This window comes from Dyadobacter sp. HNCC25DJ183 (genome assembly GCF_056895175.1).
The window spans coordinates 50,853-68,888 of the sequence record NZ_JBXHAP010000004.1; the positions used below are offsets into that span (position 1 = coordinate 50,853).

At 45.8% G+C, this 18,036-nt stretch carries 18 protein-coding genes; 7 read left to right on the forward strand and 11 right to left on the reverse strand.

The features are described from left to right. Positions 1–7 precede the first annotated feature (7 nt). Positions 8–2,482: a PIG-L family deacetylase gene (locus tag AC1XTG_RS10790; RefSeq protein WP_484842000.1), complete on the forward strand. Its 2,475-nt coding sequence runs from the start codon at positions 8–10 to the stop codon at positions 2,480–2,482. A 3-nt stretch (positions 2,483–2,485) separates the two neighbouring features. Here the strand turns inward: AC1XTG_RS10790 and AC1XTG_RS10795 are convergent, their stop codons facing one another. The 8 genes from AC1XTG_RS10795 to sufC all read right to left on the reverse strand — a co-directional run bounded on the left by AC1XTG_RS10795 (position 2,486) and on the right by sufC (position 8,931). Next, positions 2,486–3,595, reverse strand: coding sequence for a vWA domain-containing protein (locus AC1XTG_RS10795; protein ID WP_056282907.1), 1,110 nt, complete (start codon positions 3,593–3,595; stop codon positions 2,486–2,488). An 87-nt stretch (positions 3,596–3,682) separates the two neighbouring features. Next, entirely contained in the window at positions 3,683–4,111 is a 429-nt protein-coding gene (locus tag AC1XTG_RS10800; RefSeq protein ID WP_056282904.1) for a BrxA/BrxB family bacilliredoxin, read from the reverse strand. A 174-nt stretch (positions 4,112–4,285) separates the two neighbouring features. Then, positions 4,286–4,597, reverse strand: a complete 312-nt coding sequence (locus AC1XTG_RS10805; RefSeq protein ID WP_056282901.1) for an SUF system Fe-S cluster assembly protein — start codon at positions 4,595–4,597, stop codon at positions 4,286–4,288. 28 nt (positions 4,598–4,625) lie between these two features. Next, the gene (locus AC1XTG_RS10810; protein ID WP_484842001.1) at positions 4,626–5,057 is read right to left on the reverse strand and encodes a SufE family protein; all 432 of its coding nucleotides are present in this window, start codon (positions 5,055–5,057) and stop codon (positions 4,626–4,628) included. A gap of 11 nt (positions 5,058–5,068) precedes the next feature. Then, on the reverse strand, positions 5,069–5,449 hold the full coding sequence (locus AC1XTG_RS10815) for a DUF5618 family protein (protein WP_484842002.1): 381 nt from the start codon (positions 5,447–5,449) through the stop codon (positions 5,069–5,071). A gap of 44 nt (positions 5,450–5,493) precedes the next feature. Beyond that, positions 5,494–6,720 (reverse strand): SufS family cysteine desulfurase, encoded by a 1,227-nt coding sequence (locus AC1XTG_RS10820; RefSeq protein ID WP_484842003.1) that lies wholly within the window; start codon positions 6,718–6,720, stop codon positions 5,494–5,496. An 81-nt stretch (positions 6,721–6,801) separates the two neighbouring features. Continuing rightward, entirely contained in the window at positions 6,802–8,121 is a 1,320-nt protein-coding gene (gene sufD / locus AC1XTG_RS10825; RefSeq protein WP_484842004.1) for a Fe-S cluster assembly protein SufD, read from the reverse strand. 51 nt (positions 8,122–8,172) lie between these two features. Beyond that, complete coding sequence (gene sufC / locus AC1XTG_RS10830; RefSeq protein WP_056282887.1) at positions 8,173–8,931, reverse strand: Fe-S cluster assembly ATPase SufC; 759 nt, start codon at positions 8,929–8,931, stop codon at positions 8,173–8,175. 253 nt (positions 8,932–9,184) lie between these two features. On the opposite strand from sufC, the gene AC1XTG_RS10835 reads away from it, so the two are divergent. Next, a complete protein-coding gene (locus tag AC1XTG_RS10835; RefSeq protein WP_484842005.1) occupies positions 9,185–10,639 on the forward strand; it encodes an arginine deiminase family protein in 1,455 nt (484 codons plus the stop codon). Between the two features lie 48 nt (positions 10,640–10,687). Beyond that, complete coding sequence (gene ctlX, locus AC1XTG_RS10840) at positions 10,688–11,644, forward strand: citrulline utilization hydrolase CtlX (RefSeq protein ID WP_484842006.1); 957 nt, start codon at positions 10,688–10,690, stop codon at positions 11,642–11,644. 56 nt (positions 11,645–11,700) lie between these two features. Here ctlX and AC1XTG_RS10845 read toward each other — a convergent pair whose 3' ends face one another. Continuing rightward, positions 11,701–12,159 (reverse strand): hypothetical protein, encoded by a 459-nt coding sequence (locus AC1XTG_RS10845; RefSeq protein ID WP_056282881.1) that lies wholly within the window; start codon positions 12,157–12,159, stop codon positions 11,701–11,703. Between the two features lie 239 nt (positions 12,160–12,398). Here AC1XTG_RS10845 and AC1XTG_RS10850 point away from each other — a divergent pair, with 239 nt between their 5' ends. Together AC1XTG_RS10850 and hemW are read left to right on the forward strand one after the other, a co-directional pair. Then, positions 12,399–14,465 carry a TonB-dependent receptor gene (locus AC1XTG_RS10850; RefSeq protein ID WP_056283541.1) on the forward strand — a complete coding sequence of 689 codons (2,067 nt, stop codon included), beginning with the start codon at positions 12,399–12,401 and terminating at the stop codon, positions 14,463–14,465. Continuing rightward, positions 14,465–15,586: a radical SAM family heme chaperone HemW gene (gene hemW / locus AC1XTG_RS10855; RefSeq protein WP_484842320.1), complete on the forward strand. Its 1,122-nt coding sequence runs from the start codon at positions 14,465–14,467 to the stop codon at positions 15,584–15,586. Before AC1XTG_RS10850 ends, hemW begins: the two co-directional genes overlap by 1 nt. Before the next feature lie 6 nt (positions 15,587–15,592). Here hemW and AC1XTG_RS10860 read toward each other — a convergent pair whose 3' ends face one another. Continuing rightward, complete coding sequence (locus tag AC1XTG_RS10860; protein WP_484842007.1) at positions 15,593–16,012, reverse strand: OsmC family protein; 420 nt, start codon at positions 16,010–16,012, stop codon at positions 15,593–15,595. A gap of 271 nt (positions 16,013–16,283) precedes the next feature. On the opposite strand from AC1XTG_RS10860, the gene AC1XTG_RS10865 reads away from it, so the two are divergent. Continuing rightward, on the forward strand, positions 16,284–16,823 hold the full coding sequence (locus AC1XTG_RS10865) for a hypothetical protein (protein ID WP_484842008.1): 540 nt from the start codon (positions 16,284–16,286) through the stop codon (positions 16,821–16,823). A gap of 85 nt (positions 16,824–16,908) precedes the next feature. After that, positions 16,909–17,532, forward strand: a complete 624-nt coding sequence (locus AC1XTG_RS10870; RefSeq protein ID WP_056282872.1) for a DUF1684 domain-containing protein — start codon at positions 16,909–16,911, stop codon at positions 17,530–17,532. On the opposite strand, the gene AC1XTG_RS10875 is transcribed toward AC1XTG_RS10870, so the two are convergent. After that, a complete protein-coding gene (locus AC1XTG_RS10875) occupies positions 17,519–17,971 on the reverse strand; it encodes a GNAT family N-acetyltransferase (protein WP_484842009.1) in 453 nt (150 codons plus the stop codon). The two genes, AC1XTG_RS10870 and AC1XTG_RS10875, sit on opposite strands and share 14 nt — an antisense overlap. Between the last annotated feature and the right edge of the window lie 65 nt (positions 17,972–18,036).

Consider the following 18,036-nt stretch of genomic DNA (forward strand, 5'->3'; position numbering starts at 1 on the left):
ACCATCTATGCGCCGATTTTTTACGATTGTTCTTGCATTTACCTTCTTTACAGTCTCTGCTCAAAACCCCACCCTCTCTTCCAGCGAGATTTTCCAGAATATCAAAAAGCTCAATGTACTTGGCTCCGTACTTTACATTGCGGCCCACCCCGACGATGAGAATACATTGATGCTCTCTTATCTGTCCAAAGATCAGATGGTGCGAACCGGGTACCTGTCTTTAACGCGGGGCGACGGCGGACAAAACCTCATAGGTGCAGAGCAGGGCTACAATATCGGTGTGATCAGAACGCAGGAATTACTCGGAGCAAGGCGCATTGACGGCGCACAGCAGTTTTTTTCCAGAGCTTACGATTTTGGTTTTTCCAAAACGCGGGATGAAACCTTAAATTTCTGGGATGCTAAAAAAGTGCAGGGAGATGTGGTTTGGATGATCAGGAAATTTCGTCCCGACGTCATTATTACCCGGTTTCCACCTGACCCACGGGCTGGCCACGGGCACCACCAGACTTCCGCTTACCTCGCCGAGGAAGGTTTCAAACTGGCAGCCGACCCGAATGCATATCCCGATCAGCTGAAATTTGTAAAAACCTGGCAGACAAAGCGCCTGGTTTGGAATACCTATACGCCCGGCTTTACTAACCAGCAACCTACGGGTGAAAAAAGCCCGTTTATTTCCATTGAAATCGGTGGTTACAATCCGGTTTTGGGAAAATCTTATACCGAAATCGCTGCGGAAAGCAGAAGTCAGCACAAGAGCCAGGGCTTCGGCAGCTCGCCTCAGCGGGGCGAGCGCATTGATTTTTTCCTTCATAAAGTAGGTCAGCCCGCTCAGAAATCACTTTTCGACGATGTGGATATCAGTTGGAAAAGAGTGAAGGGAAGTGAAAAAGTGCAGGCACTGTTAACACAGACAATCCGAAATTTTGCAGTCAACAAACCTTCTGCTTCCATTCCTGACCTGTTGAAAATCAATGCAGAGCTGAACAAGCTGGACACTTCAAATATTTACGTAAAAACGAAAAAGGAAGAAATACGTGAACTGATCATTCAGTGTGCCGGACTTTGGTTTGAATCTAATCCGGCCGACTTTTCAGCAGTTGCGGGCGACGTAGCTGCGGTAAATGTATCCGTGATCAAAAGATCTGATTACCCTGTTAAGCTGGTTTCAATGAATTGGATCGGCAAAGACAAAGACAGCCTGCTGAACCTTTCGCTGAATGAAAATGAGCTTAATAATTTTGGGATAAAAACAAAGTTGCCCGAGACACTGAAACTCAGTCAGCCGTACTGGCTTGAAAAACCCATTGAAAAGGGAGTTTTCCAGATTGACAAACAAGAAGATATTGGCTTCCCGGAGAACCGGCCTGAGACAGTTACCACTTTTACATTCGAAATCGGCGGCCAGCTCTTTTCCATTCCACGGCCCTGGATTTACAAGTTTGCCGATCCGGCAGAAGGAGAAATTTACCGTCCATTCGAAATCCGGCCGGCAGTTACCACGACGATTGCAGAGCCAGTGTACATCTTTGCTTCGGCCGAGCCAAAAACGGTAACAATGGTAGTGGAGGCACAGAAAAGCAATGTGAGCGGGGTACTCAAACCGCAGATACCAGCTGGGTGGAAGTCTGTACCTGAATCTGCCACTTTTACATTGAGCAATAAGTACCAGCAGCAATACTTTTCATTTATCATCACGCCGCCGATCATTAACCAGGAAGTTTCGCTGAAAGCTGTTGCAACAGTAAATGGCGAGACTTTTGATAAATCTATCCGCACGATCGCGTACCGTCACATTCCGTCACAAACGATTTTCCCTGGTTCAGAGGCCAAACTGGCGAAAATTGACGTAAAAACAACTGCCAAAAACATCGGCTACATTGCAGGGGCTGGCGACGATGTTCCTACCGCATTGCGCCAGATGGATTGCCAGGTCACGATGCTGAATGCAAATGGACTGTCGAAAGACCTGAGTGTGTTTGACGCGATCGTTGTTGGTGTACGTGCATACAATACCGAAGATTACCTCACGAATTACCAGGGCAAACTGATGGAGTACGTGAAGAATGGAGGTACAATGGTAGTACAATACACTATACCCGGACAGAAAGTTAAAGAAATCGGTCCGTTCAAAATTGAGCTTGGGCGCGAGCGGGTAACAGAAGAAGATGCAGAAATGCGGTTTTTACAGCCAGACAGTCCAATTCTGAACTTCCCTAATAAGATTACTAAACAGGATTTTGAAGGCTGGATCCAGGAACGCGGTCTGTATTTTGCCCAGGATTGGGACAAGCAGAATTATAAGGCATTGTTTTCGGCCAATGATGAAACCGAGAGTGCGAAAGAAGGCAGCCTGCTTTATGCGCAATATGGAAAAGGCCACTACATTTATACTGGCCTTTCCTTTTTCCGTGAACTTCCTGCGGGTGTAACCGGCGCTTACCGCCTGTTCGCAAATATGATTTCAGTTGGCAAAAAATAGGTACTATTTCACGTTTTTGCGGCGGTTACGCTGGAAATCTTCGAGTACAAATCCTCCCAGTCCTTGCAGGTTGCTGTAATAAGCACGGCCATTGTTGACCTGCGTAAAATTTTGAACAAACTGTTTGAGGTAAGGATCGGTGGCGATCATAAAAGTAGTAACGGGGATATCCAGCCTGCGACATTGCGCAGCCAGCGTAAGTGTCTTGTTGATGATCTTACGGTCTAGTCCGAAGCTATTTTTATAATACCGGATTCCTTCTTTGAGGCAAGTTGGCTTTCCGTCGGTAATCATGAAAATCTGCTTATTCCGTGTCTTTTTGCGGCGCAGAATATCCATTGCGAGTTCAAGGCCTGCAACTGTATTGGTGTGGTAAGGCCCGACTTCGAGATAAGGTAAATCTTTGATCTGGATCTGCCAGGCATCATTTCCGAAGACAATAATGTCCAGCGAATCTTTCGGGTATTTGCTTCTGATCAACTCAGCGAGCGCCAATGCGACTTTTTTGGCTGGCGTAATACGGTCTTCACCATAAAGGATCATAGAGTGACTGATATCGATCATGACCACAGTCGCTGTCGTAGTTTTCTGCTCGCGCTCCACTACTTCCAGGTCATTTTCCATCAGCATAAAATCGCCGATTCCGTGGTTCACCTGTGCGTTTTTGATCGACTCCGTCATTGCAATCTGATCAAGTGTGTCACCAAACTGAAACTGGCGCACGTCGCTGCTAAGTTCATCCCCCACTCCCAAATGCGGGGTATGGTGGTTACCGCCCGATTTCGACCGTTTTAGTTTGCCGAATATCTCGTCCAATGCACTTTTCCGAATGCTCTTTTCAGCCTTCGGCGTCATGATCAGCTTGTTTTCACCTTCCTGCCGCTCTTCGGTGATGTAGCCTTTCTTTTTCAGATCGTCAAAAAAGTCGCCGATTCCGTAAGAATCGTTCGTCAGATTATATTGCCTGTCAAGCTCGCTGAGCCACGACATAGCTTCGCTTACGTCACCCGAAGTCATGAGTAACAGTTGCTGAAAAATGTCGAAAAGCTGCTCGAACTTGCTGTTAGCACCTTGCTCGGCGGGTATGAACTTGGAAAAACGATGTCCGCGCATGATTGTAAAAATAAAAAGGCTGTAAAAGATTCGGCTACTTCCAAGTTAATTGAAAGTAGCCGAATGTCAATGTTCTGATCTTCTTAACTATGCTTCCTCAGCACAAAACTCTTCGAACGCCATTTGCAAATGCTGAGCGATCATCTCAGCAGAGCGGCCTTCAATGTGGTGACGCTCTACAAAGTGGATCAGCTCTCCGTCTTTGAACAACGCCACTGCCGGCGATGATGGCGGATAAGGCAATGTATATTCGCGCATTTTCGCAGTTGCTTCCAAATCTGCTCCTGCAAATACAGTTGCAAGATGGTCAGGCTTGATTTCGCTGCGAGACAATGCCGCTCTCACACCAGGACGAGCAGCACCTGCTGCACAGCCACACACTGAGTTAATCACTACAAGTGCAGTTCCTTTTGTGTTTTGCATGAAGTTGTCTACTTCTTCAGCACTTGTAAGATCCTGAAAGCCAACGTTTACGAGTTCGGCTTTCATTGGGGCCACTAATTGCGGTGGATACATATTCTTTAATTTTTATGGTTATTTTTTGACTTCGGCTTTCAGCTGTCGGCTGTCAGCCACTTTTCTTTTATTTTAATGTCAGCAACAATAGCTGTTTCCAATTTATTACTTTATTAAAGCCGAGAACAGACGGTCAGTTTCTTCCTTAATTTCAAAGCCGACGGCCGAAGTAACCTACATAAACCCCAGCTCCAACTTTGCTTCTTCTGACATCATTTCGGTTGTATAAGGCGGATCGAAAGTCAGCTCTACGCTAACATCATTCACACCTTCCACCTCGCGGATTTTCTGCTCCACTTCACCAGGCAAAGTACCTGCAGAGGGGCATGATGGAGAAGTTAATGTCATGGAAACGAACACGTTATTTACCGGAAATACTTTCAAATCGTAAATCAGGCCGAGTTCATAAACATCCACGGGAATTTCCGGGTCATAAACAGTTTTAATAGCCCTAATTACTTCTTCCCGCAATTCTGAATCTGACATTGTTTTTGTTATTATCTGATGATTTCAATTATTCTGCATTGACAGACTTGGCCTGATAAGCGAATCCGTAGGCTTTCATCTGTTTCAACATCGCCGCGAGTCCATTGGATCTTGTCTGCGCCAGGTGCTGGTGTAAGCCGATCCTTTCCATAAAGTACAGATCAGCATTCGCGATTTCCTCCGGCGTATGTCCCGAAAGCACTTTTACCAGCATACTAACAAGACCGCGCACGATAATCGCATCACTGTCCGCCTCGAATTTCAACAAATCGCCCTCCATGTAAGCATTAAGCCAAACCCTGGACTGGCAACCTTTAATGATATTATCCTCTGTTTTGTATTGTTCTTCCAGAGGAGGGAATTGCTTTCCGAGATCGATGATATACTCGTATTTGCTTTCCCAATCATCAAACAATTCAAAATCAGAAATTAGTTCGTCTTGTATCTCGTTTATCGTCATTGTAAATATTATTACGCGGCAGCAGTTTTGGTCTCTACCCAGTTAATCAGCGATTCAGCCAGCTTCAAGCCAGTTGCAGAAATATCGGCTGACTGATTTCCATCATAGCCCATTGATAAATGGAGCGTGTCGTACGCGGTATGAAAAGATGTTAACGCCTTCTTATCCAATTTCCCGATCTCCTGCAAATACCAGTCGATACTCTTTCTCCCTTTTCCTTTCACGCCGAGTAATCCATCCAACGCAACCAGTATTCCCGTATAAGCGGCATGTCCAGCCAACTTCACATACTTCTTATCCTGGTAAAAACCATCCTCTTTCTTTGCTTTTTCCCTTAAAATTTCCTTCGCATTATCGAGGTAACGCTTTGCCTCCTGAACTGAATTCTTCATAGATATGTGTATTTGTAAATTTGATGAGGCAGTAATCTACAACATTATCCAAGCATTCTTTTCACCTTATGAAGACCCTTTATCAGAAGGTCGATCTCCTCTTTCGTGTTGTAAACAGCAAAAGATGCGCGGGAGGTTCCGGTAATGTTGAAGCGGCTCATCAATGGCTGCGTGCAGTGGTGGCCCGTGCGCACGGCAATTCCCTGCTGATCCAGCAAGACGCCGATATCCTGGTGGTGAATACCGTCAATAACAAACGAAAGCACGCTCACCTTCTCTTTGGCTTGTCCGATGATCTTTAAGCCTTCAATCTCACGTACTGCCTCGGTAGCATATTTCAGGAGCTCATTCTCGTATGCAGCAATATTTGCTTTCCCCAATGTCTCCACATAATCGATCGCATATTTTGCGGCAACTACATCCGCAATGTTCGGTGTACCGGCTTCAAACTTGTACGGAAGCTCATTATAGGTTGTTTTCTCAAATGTTACTTCCTTAATCATCTCGCCACCACCACGGTAAGGCGGCATTGCATTGAGCAAATCCCTTTTACCATATAAAATCCCCATTCCCGTGGGGCCATAGATCTTATGCAAGGACAATGAATAAAAATCACAATCAAGATCCTGTACATCCAGGTGCAGGTGCGAGCTCGCCTGCGCGCCATCGAGCAGTACCTTCGCTCCTACCGCATGTGCTTTTTCGATGATCTCTTTAACCGGATTGATCGTTCCCAGCGAATTGGAAACGTGCACTACTGATACAAACTTGGTGCGTTCCGTAAGCAGCTTTTCATATTCATCCATCAGTAATTCACCCTCGTCGTTGATCGGGATCACTTTGAGAATGCAGCCTTTCTCCTCGCAAAGCATTTGCCAGGGAACAATGTTGGAGTGGTGCTCCATTGTTGAAATGATCACTTCATCGCCTTCTTTCAGGAATTTGCGACCATAAGTAGCAGCAACAAGATTGATCCCATCGGTAGTACCGGAAGTAAATATGATCTCCTCTGAAAACTGCGCATTCAAAAACGCCTGCAAACGAGTTCTGGATTGCTCGAATGCAGAAGTCGCTTTCTCGGCCAGGTGATGGATACCGCGGTGGATATTCGCGTTGTAGTGCTCATAATAGCCTGAAATCGCATCCAGTACAGCCCGCGGCTTTTGCGTTGTGGCTGCATTATCGAAATACACAAGCTGCTTTCCATTTACTACCTCATTGAGGATCGGGAAATCTTTCCGGATGGATGATATATCAAAAGGAGTATTCATGAGATGTTTTTTAAGAAAAATACCCAACCCAAAAAATTGAGCTGGGCAACAATAAGCTGTGTCCGGTCTGATTGCGGACGTTTATTTGGTAGCCAGCTTTTCAGCTATTACATTTTCCAGGTACTCTCTGATCGAATCAATTTTGATCTGGGAAACTACATCAGCGCAAAAAGCAAACATCAGCAGCGATAGCGCCTCTGAATGGGAAATACCTCTTGAACGCATGTAAAACAGTGCTTCTTCATCTATCTGCCCCGTCGTCGTTCCATGTGAACATTTCACATCATCCGCAAAAATTTCAAGCTGCGGCTTGGTGTTCATGGTAGCGTCGGGAGACAATACAATGTTTTTGCAGGATTGGAATGCATTCGTCTTCTGTGCGTCAGGACGAACGAAAATCTTTCCATTGAAAACACCTTTCGACCTGTCTCTCAGAATGCCTTTATATAATTCATTGCTGTTCGAATTCGGCTTGCGGTGATCAGCTGTGGTATGATTGTCTACGTGCTGCACGCCATCCGGGAAATACAGACCATACATATACGCCTCACAACGTTCTCCGTCAATAACAATATTGAGGTTATTTCTGGTAAAACGTCCGTTCAAAGTAACAGTACCTGCGTAGAACTGCGAACGGTCAAGCATTCTTACCTGGGTTGTACCCACATGATATGCTTTGTCGCTTTCATTCTGCACTTTATAGTATTCCACGCCTGCGTCTTCACTTACATAAATCTCTGTTACTGCATTTGTAAACGAGCGCTCAGTACCCAATGTCCGGAAAGCTTCTGCCAGTTTCAAATGTGCATTGCGGCCAACTGAGATAATATTCCGTGGCTGGCTGCCAATGTTCTGACTTCTTGCGTCACTTACAAAACGGAGAATTACAGGATGCTCTACCGTTTTATTTTCAGGAACATGTATAAAAATCCCGTCGTGAGTAAAAGCCGTGTTCAGTTCAGTAAATGCGTCGCCACTTTCACCAGCCAGCTCATTGAAAAAAGAATTGATCAGATCGGGATCATTCTTGATTGCTTCTGACAGTGAGCTGATCGTCAGCTGGTCAGACGAAGAAACCAGCCTCGACAAACCAGCGTGGTAGTGTCCGTTGACAAAATAGATGATATTGGCATCCTGCTCGGGAATTTTAAGATCTTCCAGGTCGCTCAGCTCAATATCACTTGCTGCATTGAAATTATATGATTCGCTTACCAGTTCTTTCACGTTAGAGTATTTCCACTCTTCGTTCTTGATCGTTGGGAAGCCTAATTTATCAAACCTGGCCAATGCCGCACGTTTTTTCTGGTGAAGCGCAGACGCTGCTGCGCCGTTCATGACAGATTCACGTGCGTAAAAGTCTGTAACAAGCCGGGTTTTTAAATCTATTGTTTCGGTACTCATCGAATTTTTAATAAGGTACTTTAATGCCAAGAAACTCCACAAACAAGGTTCTTAACTGACTGCTTCCACTTCGGCTTTGATCCAATCGTAACCTTTTTCTTCCAGCTCCAGAGCCAGTTCCTTCGGTCCGGATTTCACGATCCTGCCTTTATAAAGTACGTGTACATAGTCAGGAACAATGTAGTCGAGCAGACGCTGGTAGTGAGTTACCACGATCGTAGCGCGCTCGGGAGAGCGAAGTGAATTCACGCCTTCCGAAACAATGCGCAATGCATCGATATCCAGACCGGAGTCTGTTTCATCCAGGATCGCCAGCTTGGGTTCCAGCACAGCCATTTGAAAAATTTCGTTGCGTTTTTTCTCACCGCCTGAAAATCCTTCGTTCAATGCGCGTTTCAGCAATGAATCGTTCATACTCACCAACTTGGCTTTTTCACGCACCATTTTGAGGAACTGAGCTGCATCCAGCGGGCTTTCGCCTCTGTATTTACGAATTTCGTTAACCGCAGTTTTCAGGAAGTTGATGGTCGTAACACCGGGAATTTCAACAGGATACTGGAATGCAAGGAAAATACCTTCCGCTGCTCTTTCCTCAGGCGCTATTTCAAGAATATCTTTTCCATTAAAAGTAACACTCCCTCCTGTCACCTCATATTCCTCTCTTCCCGCAAGTACTGACGCCAGCGTACTTTTGCCGGAACCGTTAGGACCCATAATAGCATGTACCTCACCTGGTTTCACTTCCAGATTGATACCTTTTAATATTTCCTTACCTTCAACTGAGGCACGCAAGTCATTTATTGAGAGCATAACTGATTAATTCTTAATAGATAGTTCGTGGCAATTTTACCGCAAAAGTAACACGTTTTGACCGTAAAAGAAAATGGACGCAACTGGCTGAAAACGTGCGCCACACCTAACCTACAACCTTTTTAATACCGCCCTTGTTCCCGTATAAATGATATTATATCTCAAAACTGCTGCAACCTTGCCCCTGACCTGCAAGGCTATTTTTAATCGATCAATAAACCTTTATTTTGCGATCACAGCATTGTAACACTTCATGCAAACATCTGAGACAGATCACCGCTACCAGGTAAAAGTCACGTCTGAAACCGGGCGGCTCAAACGGCTTTTGATCCACAGTCCCGACCGTGGACTTGGCAAAGTAGTGCCCAGCAAAGCCCAGGACTGGCTTTTTGAAGACATTGTTCACCTGGATACCATGCGCCGGGACGAATACGATTATTATATCAAACTGCTGCTCTATTTCCTTGATCCCGGAAAAATAAAAGGAAAGCTCGCAGAAATTGATGCAGACTCCCGACGATCCTTTTTCATCCCAGGCTCTGACAATTATTATAACTCAGACTGCGTAGTCGATTTTCAAAAATTGCTGGCTGAGATTCTGGAAGAACCCGGTACCCGCAGCAAGCTCACTGCCGCGATCTGCGGCATTGAAAAATGCGCGTTTGCGATACAGGAAGAGCTGCACACTTGCCACCCGCACGAGCTGGCGAAGATCTTCATATCCGGCTCGCGCTCCGACGAGCGAATGCTTTTCGCACCGCTTCCGAACCTTATTTTTATGCGGGATATTGGTATTGTGATCAACGATTACATTCTCCTGAACAAACCCGCCAAAACAGCCCGGACCCGCGAATCCATTCTGGCGCAGTATGTATTTTTCTACCATCCGATGTTTGAACATGTCAGGAACAATCTGATTGAGATACCTGACAATGAAAAGCACTTTTTGCTGCCCGACGACGAAAAAGCGAGTGATTACCACCGCTGCACGCTGGAAGGAGGCGATATCATGACGGTGGCACCAAACCACCTCGTGATCGGGTGCAGCGAGCGGACCAGCATTTATGCCGCGCAGCAGGTGATGAAGATTTTGTTTGAAAAAAATGTGGTCAGCAAGATCACAATCATCAAGATCCCCAAAAAGCGCGATTACATGCACATTGACACCATTTTTACTCAGGTCAAAAAAAACGTATGGGTGTTATTGGGTTCATTGGCCAGGCTCGGCGACGAGGCACGAAAGAAAGATGTTTTGCACTTCTTCGCCCCGGCGGATGCAAATAAGGAATTCAGGATATTGCAATTTGAAAAGGGAACGGAGCAGCCGCGCGAGATTGAGAACCTGGAAGATCTTTTGGCCGATATAAGTAAAACCGATCTCGGCAGCAAAGAGCCCGTGCAGTTTATCTACTCCGGGAACAATGAATTTCCCTACGGCGAGCGCGAGCAATGGACCGATTCCTGTAATCTGCTTGCTTTGCAGGAAGGCGTGGTAATAGGCTACGACCGCAATGATAAAACGCTGGAAGCTTTTCGGAAGAAGGGATTTTCGGTGATCAGCGCCAAAGATATCCTGCAACAATTTGAGTCAGGTAAGCTTGTTCCGGAAACGCTTCACGACACATTCATTACCCTGCCCTCCGCTGAACTTTCCCGTGCAAGAGGCGGATCGCATTGTATGAGCATGCCCGTCCTGCGTGAATTTTAATATTGTAATCGTGCCTTTTCGATCGTAAATTGCTGTAAAAAAACTCCTATGCGCGTCATCACTTCATCTGCCCAGATACAGCCACAGTCAACTTCCAGGATCATGATGATCCGCCCGGCCAGCTTCGGATTCAATGAAGAGACTGCCGCCACCAACGAGTACCAGCAACGGAATTTGTCGGAGGCTGAAAACAATACGCCCGCGCAAACAGCCGAGGAAGAATTCGAATTGATGACCGATCAGCTTGGCAAGGCGGGCATTAACGTGCAGGTATTTGATGATACCGATTACATCAGGCGCCCTGATGCTGTTTTTCCTAACAATTGGGTGTCCTTTCACCAGAGCGGAAAAGTAGTATTGTACCCGATGATGGCGCAGAACCGCCGGCTCGAAAGGCGGGAAGACATTATTGAAGCGCTCGGAAAAGAGTACAAGATTGAGGAAATCATCGACCTTACTTACTTCGAAAAAGAAGGCAAATTCCTGGAAGGCACCGGCAGTATGGTGCTCGACAGAAGATACAAAATCGCTTACGCCTGTCTTTCACCCCGGACACACCCCGAAGTGCTGGCCACATTTGGTGAAGCAATGGGCTATGAAATCATCGCATTCAATGCGACTGACGAAAATGACAAGCCCATTTACCATACGAATGTCCTGATGTGTGTGGGCGACATTTTTGCCGTGGTTTGTCTGGAAGCCATCAAAGATCCGGATGAAAGATTAATGGTAAGAGCTGCTCTGGAAGACACCAGTAAATACATCGTCGAAATATCTCTCGAACAGGTGCGGCACTTCGCAGGCAATATGCTGATGGTGAGAAATGCGCGTGCAGACAAGTTTCTGATCATGTCCACACAAGCTTACGAATCACTTACCAGCACGCAGGTCAAGCAATTGAACGAATATGCGCGTCTGCTGCATACGGACCTTTCTTACATTGAAACTTATGGCGGAGGCTCTGCCCGGTGCATGATGACGGAAATCCATTTACCCAGAAAATAAAAAAATGCTCCCGTTTACAGGAGCATTTTTCGAATACATAACCCTAATCCAAATTCCTAGTCTTTAATATCTGCTTTCGCCTTAGCGATTTTTTCATTCGTTTTAGCCTTGAATGCATCCCACTTCTCGGCAGTTTCGTCTTCTACCTCGTTCCAGGAAGCTTTCAGCTCATCTTTTTCTTTATTGAGCTCAGCTTTGCGGTCGCGCCACTTTGCTTTTTCCTTGTCAGCGGCTTTCTCCATTTTGGCGTCAGCCTCCTCTATTTTTCTGTCGAGCTTTGCAACAGCATCGTCAATATCTTTTTTCAATGAAGCCTTATCTTCTTTCACTTTCGCCTCAAAATCATTCCCGGCTTCTTTGATGTCGGCTTTCGCTTCGGCAACATTGTCATCCATGTCGTCTTTCGCCTCGTCAACCGTTTCCTGTGCAGAATCTTTTGTTTTTTCTGAACAGCTTGTCATTGTCAGCATGCCCATGGTCAGCATCGAAGCGACCATCAAAGTGATCTTTTTCATATTTCGTTTTTTTGGTAAGACTTGTGTGCGAATGTTGTCATTCGAAGGTGTTATTACAAAAACCTTACCACAAACGTATAGTGCTCTTTTCAGTTCTTTTTTGTGGAAGTTTGTTCTCAATGCCTTACTTACCCGTTTTGGCTGAACTTCGCGCAATTGGAATGGGTTTGTTGGTAAATAAACAAGCCTGGTATCTTTATATATCTGGTTTTGTACTTTACTGGTATAATCACAGCATCATGCGTCAACTTTACCCACTAGCCCTTACATTATTTCTTGGATCAACCTGCCCGGCAGCCTTCGCTCAAACCGATTCGCTGTCCGCCCGCCAGCTGCAGGAAGTCACAGTGAATGCATTTGAATCAAAAACAAATCCGCTCACCACAACAGCGACCGTAGCAGTACTGAATGCACGCACACTTGGAAGATTTTCCCCGACGACCTGGGTCAATGCAGTGAGTACTGTGCCAGGGGTAAGAATGGAAGAGCGTTCCCCAGGCAGTTACCGGTTTTCAGTGCGGGGCAGTTTAATGCGGTCGCCTTTTGGTGTAAGGAATGTGAAGTTTTACTGGAACGGGATCCCGTTCACTGATGCCAGCGGAAATACCCCGCTCAATTCCGTGGATTATGATGCAATTCAGGGAATGGAAATTATTAAGGGACCGGGTAGCAGCATTTATGGTGCGGGAACAGGAGGAGTTGTGCTGCTGCAAAGCTACCCGAACAATGCATTTCAAAACCGGGTTGAACAAAGTGTAAGTTTTGGAAAATACGGTTTTCAGAGCCGGAACTCCCTGATACAGATTGGCGACATTTCCATTCAGTACGGACATAGCGAGCAGGATGGTTACCGTAACCACAGCGCCATGTCACGCGACGCGATCCGGTTTACTTCTTCGTCCAAAGTAGGAGAAAAAGGTACCTTATCGCTGCTGGGTATGTACTCCGACCTATATTATCAGACACCGGGCGGTATCAACCTGGCACAGTACCGGGCTGATCCTAAGCAAGCGAGACCGTCAACAGCCGCAGTCCCGGGCAGCGAGGCGCAGCGGGCAGCCATTTATACCAAGCTGGCGATGTTAGGCGGAAACTATACCCTGCAACTCTCCGATAACTGGACACAATCCAATGCATTGTATCTCACCTATACCGATTTTGCCAATCCCTTTATTTCCAATTATGAAAAGCGCGACGAAAATGGAATCGGCGGTCGTAACATCTGGCAAAACCAGGCTGAATTTGGCAATGTAAAAACCAAATGGACCAGCGGCTTTGAGTGGCAATACGGAAAATCGGCGCAGCGTAATTATGATAATCTGGGCGGCGTTCCAGGAGAGCAGCAAACTGTGGAGGATATCAGGACTACGAACCTTTCTGTTTTCAGTCAGCTGGAAGCTGTGCTACTCACCGATCTGACACTTAGTGCAGGAGTGAGTTATAACACATTCAAATACAAATACGAGCGTTTTTTCGAACTTCCATATGCAAAGGAACAGCGGAATTTTGATGGTATTTTCATACCCCGCTTTGCAGCGAACAAAGTAATAGCAGGCAACTGGTCTGTTACGGCTTCTTACAGCGGCGGATTTTCACCACCTACCTTACAGGAAGTGCGACCATCGGCCGGAGGATTCCGCCGCGATTTGAATGCAGAACGCGGGGTTAACACAGAAGTAGGCTTGCGGAGAACGGGCAAACGCATTACCGGAGAAGTGAGCCTGTACCACTTTGCCTTGAAGGAAAGTATTGTAAGAAGAACAAACGAAGCAGGATCTGAGTACTTTATCAATGCGGGCAAAACGCGCCAGAATGGATTGGAATGGACGGTTTCATACGATCTGCTTTCGAATCCAGAGCTGCCGGTTTCACTCAGATTATGGAATAACGGAACATGGACCAGGTATACTTTTGAAAATTTCCAGCAGGCTGAAACAGACCTGAGCGGCAAGTTCCTGCCCGGTATCCCGCGTTTTACACAAACTTCGGGACTGGACATTTTGCTTAAATACGGAATTTCTGCATTCCTGACTTACCAGAGTGCTGACGCCATGTATCTCAATGATGCCAACACCGTAAAAAATACATCTTACAACCAGTGGATTGCCCGCGTAAGCTGGAAGCGCAGCTGGGGCAGACATTTATACAGTGAACTTTCCGCATCAGCAGAGAAGGTCAATGCGGGCATTTACAGCATGGGTTATGATTTGAATGCGTTTGGAAACCGGTATTTCAACAGCGCACCAAAAGATAACCTTTGGGCAGGCTTGAAAATCGGCTGGGAGTGGCAGAAAAACGCGAGGTAATGCATTTATACATTCATATTCCTTTTTGTAAACAGGCTTGTCACTATTGCGACTTCCATTTCAGTACCAATACGTCCGGCAAGCGGCAGATGGTGGAAGCTATCGCGAAAGAGATTGAAATACGCAGATCTTACCTTGGCACAGAGCAAATCGACACCATTTATTTTGGCGGCGGCACACCCTCTGTGCTGAGCAGGGAAGAGCTGGACATCCTGCTGAATACCGCCAGCAAACATTTCAGTATTGCCGAAAATGCTGAAATCACGCTGGAAGCCAATCCCGACGATCTTGACCGACTAAAACTCGAAGATTTTTATCAGGCAGGGATCAACCGACTGAGCATTGGAATACAATCCTTTGATGAAAACCACCTGCGGTTTCTGAATCGTGTACATTCCTCGGTGGATGCAATGCAGTGCGTGAAGCTGGCGCAGGAAGCCGGTATCCACAATATTTCAATCGACCTGATCTACGCAATCCCGGCTGCCGACGACCAGATCTTGAAAGATGATCTGCAAAAAGCATTTGCCCTGAATGTATCCCATATCTCGGCTTACTGCCTTACGATAGAGCCGCAGACTGTATTTGGGAATTGGCTCAAAAGAAAGAAAATCCAGCCGATAGACGAGGAATTTGCGGCCAGGCAGTTTGAGATACTGATCAAAACTTTGGCTGAAAATGGCTATGAGCAATACGAGATTTCCAATTTTGCGAGAAACGGGCATTATAGTCAGCACAATAGTTCCTACTGGAAGCAGCATCCCTACCTGGGCGTCGGTCCCAGTGCGCATTCCTACAATGGAGTTAGCAGGGAATTCAATATCTCGAACAATGCAAAATATGTGGAGGCAATTACCGCTGGTGTAATCCCGGCCACTTTCGAGCAGCTAACTGCGGAGGATCAGACGAACGAATATGTTCTGACTGGCTTGCGGACGAAATGGGGCGTGAATGTGGACAAGCTTCAAACGCTGTCAGAAGGGAAATTCTTCACGGGCAACAAAAGTGAATTGCTGACCATGAAGAAAAACGGGTGGATCCGCGAGGAATCCGAAACCTTGCTGCTGACCGAATCCGGCAAATTGTTTGCAGACAGGATCGCAAGCGACTTATTTATCTGAATGCAGTTAAATCAATTCCGCGTTCAAAGTAATTTCTGCATTGAGCAGCTGCGAAATAGGACATTCTTTTTTCGCTTTGTCAGCGATTTCTGCAAACTGCTCGGCAGATACATCGGGCACTTTGGCTTTCAGTTCAATCGCACTTTTTACTACCTGTCCTTTCGAAGGATCCAGGCTTACAGTAGCTGTGGCGTCCAGCTCATCAGCTGTAAAGCCGGCTGCATTCAGTTCGAAGCTGAGCTTCATTGCGAAACAACCCGCGTGCGCAGCTGCGATAAGCTCCTCAGGGTTAGTACCTTTTCCTTCTGCAAATCTTGTATTGAATGAATATTGCGTGTTTTCCAACACTGTGCTCTGCGTGCTGATTGTGCCGGTTCCTTCTTTACCGGTACCTTTCCAAACGGCTGTTGCTTTACGGTTTATCATTTTTGGTCTTGGTTTTGTATGTATGGATTGATTAAAATAATGCAGCTTCAAAGCGTAAAGTAATGTGCTTCCTACATCTACGCAAATTATTATATTATTACCCTTTTGCAATAAAAGCAATCTTCCAACAGTTCCAGAAAGTGCCTGTACTTGGTTTCCAGGGCAATTTAGTTAATGAAAGTTAACGATGAGCCAGGAATTAAACTTTATAATTGCACGGCAATCTAAATGCATATTTACAAACAATCTTCAATTTTAAATTAGCGCAATCATGAACAAGAAACTCATTCCACTGCTACTCGTATTCGTCGCATTATTCCAGGGATGCCGCGGTCCGGAGGGACCACAAGGACCAATCGGCAATGAACTTATCGGGGAAACCATAGATCTCGTTGGAGTAAATTTTACTGCCGACAACGATTATGAATATTCTATGAGTTGGGATCAGGCAAAGTTGAAAGTGTTTGACAGCGATGCAGTTCTGATTTACAGCAACTGGGAAACAGTGAACTCCAACAATCAGGATGTAGATGCTTACAGACTTCTGCCGCTGACAGTTTACCTGCCAAATGGAATTTTATCCTACAACTTTGATCGTACAGTCAACGATTTCAGGATTTTCCTGGACGGAACGGCTAATAGGGGTACGCTAGAACCAGTTTATACCAGAAACCAGGAATTCAGGATTATTGTAATTCCATCAGGCTTTGCCGCCAGAACCAGCGGTACATTGGATTACAACGATTACAATGCGGTTGTAAAAGCATTCAACATCGACGAATCTAAAATCCGTAAAGTATCAGTGAAATAATTCTGGAATGGTTTTTTAATTATATATTACAGAACATCATTCACTCAAATCCGGTAAGCGATTTACCGGATTTACTTTTTTCCAAATGAAAGCCGTTTTTAACACACTCCTGTTTCTGGTCGTAGCAACTGCAGCATGCAGCGCACAAGGTTTTTCGGAACAGACCAATAAATTCCGGGACACTTACAAGAAGGAATTCCTTCATACCTCTAACTCCCCGCTGAAAAAGGACGATCTGCGCTTTCTTCAATTCTACGATCCGGATTCTACTTACAGTGTTGAAGCGCGCTTTGAAAAATCCAGGGGCGGGAAATCCTTTGAAATGCCTACTTACAGCGGTACCCAAAAGACTTACGTTCGTTATGGTGTGCTGAAATTTCGCGTGAATGGAAAGAAACAGAAATTGAATGTGTACCGCAGCCTGAGCCTGCAGGCAGTCGCTAAGTATAAGGATTACCTATTCATTCCGTTCAAAGACAAAACCAATGGAACGGAATCCTACGGAGGCGGCCGCTATATTGACCTTAAAACAACAGATATCAAGAACAATACTTACGTACTTGATTTCAATAAAGCTTACAATCCCTACTGTGCTTATAGCTCAGGTTACAACTGCCCCATTCCACCCGCTGCAAACCATCTTTCTGTTGCAATACCAGCAGGCGAGAAGAAATTTGCCAAGGAGCATGAGGAAACTAGTCTGAAGTAAGTTGAGAATTGTAAGCAAAGAGGATGTATTCTCCGTCGTCAGAATCTCCTGTTGAGATTGTCTTCCAGCCATTATTTTTGTAAAATTGAACTGCACGGGTATTCAGTACCAGGCATTTAAGGCTTGCATTCCCTTGCAACCTTTTAACTACATTCGCCAGTAACCCCTTCCCGATCCCCATTCCCTGGAATGCACCGTCAATGTATAAGTGGTGAATGAAATTGTCTGGCAGCCACACAGACGCAAATCCCGCCAGCTTTTCCCCTACCCTGGCAACTACGATGAACTCGTTTTCAGTATCGTCATCAAAACTTACCTCATTTAAACGGGCTTCGTCAAACCAGTAAAAAGTCTCACGCATCACCTGCTCGTATAATGCAGCGAGCTCGGCGCGGTCTGACTCTTTGAACCTTGTAAATATGACATGCGGCTGTTCCATAGTACACAAGCTGAAAGTGGCGGCATAAAAAAGCCTGACTCTTGTAGAATCAGGCTGGTATCAAC

Excerpts from the sequence above, each read along its gene's own strand:
- AC1XTG_RS10790 (WP_484842000.1), top strand. The coding sequence starts at position 8 with ATGCGCCGATTTTTTACGATTGTTCTTGCATTTACCTTCTTTACAGTC.
- AC1XTG_RS10795 (WP_056282907.1), bottom strand. The coding sequence starts at position 3,595 with ATGCGCGGACATCGTTTTTCCAAGTTCATACCCGCCGAGCAAGGTGCT.
- AC1XTG_RS10800 (WP_056282904.1), bottom strand. The coding sequence starts at position 4,111 with ATGTATCCACCGCAATTAGTGGCCCCAATGAAAGCCGAACTCGTAAAC.
- AC1XTG_RS10805 (WP_056282901.1), bottom strand. The coding sequence starts at position 4,597 with ATGTCAGATTCAGAATTGCGGGAAGAAGTAATTAGGGCTATTAAAACT.
- AC1XTG_RS10810 (WP_484842001.1), bottom strand. The coding sequence starts at position 5,057 with ATGACGATAAACGAGATACAAGACGAACTAATTTCTGATTTTGAATTG.
- AC1XTG_RS10815 (WP_484842002.1), bottom strand. The coding sequence starts at position 5,449 with ATGAAGAATTCAGTTCAGGAGGCAAAGCGTTACCTCGATAATGCGAAG.
- AC1XTG_RS10820 (WP_484842003.1), bottom strand. The coding sequence starts at position 6,720 with ATGAATACTCCTTTTGATATATCATCCATCCGGAAAGATTTCCCGATC.
- sufD (WP_484842004.1), bottom strand. The coding sequence starts at position 8,121 with ATGAGTACCGAAACAATAGATTTAAAAACCCGGCTTGTTACAGACTTT.
- sufC (WP_056282887.1), bottom strand. The coding sequence starts at position 8,931 with ATGCTCTCAATAAATGACTTGCGTGCCTCAGTTGAAGGTAAGGAAATA.
- AC1XTG_RS10835 (WP_484842005.1), top strand. The coding sequence starts at position 9,185 with ATGCAAACATCTGAGACAGATCACCGCTACCAGGTAAAAGTCACGTCT.
- ctlX (WP_484842006.1), top strand. The coding sequence starts at position 10,688 with ATGCGCGTCATCACTTCATCTGCCCAGATACAGCCACAGTCAACTTCC.
- AC1XTG_RS10845 (WP_056282881.1), bottom strand. The coding sequence starts at position 12,159 with ATGAAAAAGATCACTTTGATGGTCGCTTCGATGCTGACCATGGGCATG.
- AC1XTG_RS10850 (WP_056283541.1), top strand. The coding sequence starts at position 12,399 with ATGCGTCAACTTTACCCACTAGCCCTTACATTATTTCTTGGATCAACC.
- hemW (WP_484842320.1), top strand. The coding sequence starts at position 14,465 with ATGCATTTATACATTCATATTCCTTTTTGTAAACAGGCTTGTCACTAT.
- AC1XTG_RS10860 (WP_484842007.1), bottom strand. The coding sequence starts at position 16,012 with ATGATAAACCGTAAAGCAACAGCCGTTTGGAAAGGTACCGGTAAAGAA.
- AC1XTG_RS10865 (WP_484842008.1), top strand. The coding sequence starts at position 16,284 with ATGAACAAGAAACTCATTCCACTGCTACTCGTATTCGTCGCATTATTC.
- AC1XTG_RS10870 (WP_056282872.1), top strand. The coding sequence starts at position 16,909 with ATGAAAGCCGTTTTTAACACACTCCTGTTTCTGGTCGTAGCAACTGCA.
- AC1XTG_RS10875 (WP_484842009.1), bottom strand. The coding sequence starts at position 17,971 with ATGGAACAGCCGCATGTCATATTTACAAGGTTCAAAGAGTCAGACCGC.